The organism is Streptomyces pseudogriseolus (assembly GCA_002154585.1).
Classification (GTDB): domain Bacteria; phylum Actinomycetota; class Actinomycetes; order Streptomycetales; family Streptomycetaceae; genus Streptomyces; species Streptomyces pseudogriseolus.
The window spans coordinates 1-1,908 of the sequence record MUNG01000724.1 but is presented as its reverse complement, the minus strand read 5'-3'; the positions used below and the strand labels follow the sequence as shown (position 1 = coordinate 1,908).

General features: G+C 77.9%; 2 protein-coding genes. Both read left to right on the top strand.

Annotation, left to right across the window (positions count from 1 at the left end; genetic code table 11):
* Positions 1-326 precede the first annotated feature (326 nt).
* Entirely contained in the window at positions 327-977 is a 651-nt protein-coding gene (locus CCN29_RS34350; RefSeq protein WP_086686343.1) for a hypothetical protein, read from the top strand.
* A gap of 206 nt (positions 978-1,183) precedes the next feature.
* Positions 1,184-1,795, top strand: coding sequence for a sigma-70 family RNA polymerase sigma factor (locus CCN29_RS34345; RefSeq protein WP_006133252.1), 612 nt, complete (start codon positions 1,184-1,186; stop codon positions 1,793-1,795).
* Positions 1,796-1,908: the final 113 nt, after the last annotated feature.

The window sequence follows — 1,908 nt, the reverse complement described above, 5'->3', positions numbered from 1 at the left end:
GTGGGCGTGAGGGGGCGTACGGCCGGGGCTGGTGGCTGGTGGCCTGGGTCAGCGGGCGTCGACGCGGGGCCCGGGGACCACGGAGGCGCGGCATGGAGGGACTCCGGGGAGTCCGGACGCCGCCGGGGGGCGAAGGGTCACGGCGGGAAGACAGCGGCGCCGGGCATCACGGACATGCGCTCGCTCTCTCCTGCGGACTGCTCTCTTCGCCGGGGGCTTCGTCGGCCCCGACACGGCTGACCCGCCCACTTTACCGGGCGCGCCCGGTACCCCGGTGTCCCCGTTCACCTGAGGCGGGGCGGGCCCGGGTGCCAGGATGAGGCGCCATGACGGCAGGGTGGGGCGCTCGCACGGTGCGGGCCGCGGTGTTCGCGGCCGTCTGCGTGCTGCTCGCCGCCCTGGGCCACGTGCTGATGTCCGGCAGTCATGTGCCCGGCTGGACGCTGGGCGCGGGCGCCGTCGCGACGGGCGCGGCCGGGTGGTGCCTGGCCGGGCGGGAACGCGGGCTGCCGACGGTGGCCGGCGTCGCGGTGGCCGCGCAGACGGCGCTGCACCAGGCGTTCGCGCTGGCGCAGGGCGCGGCGCCGGCGCACGAGGAGCATGCGGCGCACGCCTCGTCTCCGGGGATGGAGCATGCGCACGCCGGTGACATGGGCGGTGCGTACGGGGACAGCGAGGGCGTGGCCCTGATGGCCGGCGGCGACGGATCGTCGTCCGGGATGCTCGCCGCGCACCTGCTCGCCGCGCTGCTCACCGGCCTGTGGCTGGGGCACGGCGAGCGCGCGGCGTTCCGCATCCTGCGCGCGGTGGCGGGGAGGCTGACCGCGCCGCTCCGGCTGCTGTTCCGGATCCCGCCCGCCCTCGGCCGCCCCCGGGTCCGCCCGCGCCGGCCCCGCTCGGACCGCAGGCCGGCCCTGCGTCTCCTCGTCCACGCCCTCACCTCTCGGGGCCCGCCCAGGGGGACCGCTGTCGCCTGACGACAGCCGATCCACCCGGGGCGTCCGTCGTACGCACCGGGTCACCGGCCGTACGTACCGCCACCGCCGGGACGCCGTCGCGCGTGCCCGTGTGGCCGTAGGGCCGTCCCCTGCTGCTCACCGGGCCGCGCGGCGCGCCGGCGTGCGACGCGTGACGTCATCGCGCGCCGCCCGGACCGGATCACGGACTCCGAGAAGGACACCAAGTGATCACTTCCACCTTGCCGCGCGCCCAAGCCCCCGCTCCCGGGCACGACGTGTCGGCCGACGCGTCGGCGACGGCCTGGGCGCTGGCCGCCCGGAGCGGCGACGCGCACGCCGGCGACCGGTTCGTCCGCGCCCTCCACCGCGACGTGCTCCGCTACGTCACCCACCTGTGCGGCGATCCCCAGGCTGTGGACGACCTCGTGCAGGACACCTTCCTGCGCGCCCTCGCCGGACTGCACCGCTTCGAGGGCCGCGCGCCGGCGCGGGTGTGGCTGCTGGCCATAGCCCGCCGGGCCGTCGTCGACAGCCACCGGTACGCGGTCGCCCGGCCCCGCATGTCGGACGCGCCGGACTGGCGGACGGCCGTGGAGCGGTCCCAGCCGCGCGGCCTGCCCGGCTTCGACGACGGTGTGGCCCTGCTCGCGCTGCTGGCGACGCTGCCGGACGAGAGGCGGGAGGCGTTCCTCCTCACCCAGCTCGCCGGGCTGCCGTACGCGGACGTGGCCGCGCGCACCGGCTGCCCGGTCGGCACGGTCCGCTCCCGCGTCGCCCGCGCCCGCGCCGACCTGCGGAGACTGCTGGCCGACGCGGAGCTGACGGGCCGGGGCTGACGGGGTGAGTCGGCGGGCCGGGGCCGACCGGCCTGGACCGGCCGCTGGCCGGGGCGGGGTCAGTGGTGGGCGTGGACCACCGCGTGGCCCTTGCCCCGGCCGATCATCCACTT

Bases quoted from the DNA above. Each gene is read 5' to 3' on its own strand.
- CCN29_RS34350 (WP_086686343.1), top strand. From the start codon at position 327: ATGACGGCAGGGTGGGGCGCTCGCACGGTGCGGGCCGCGGTGTTCGCG.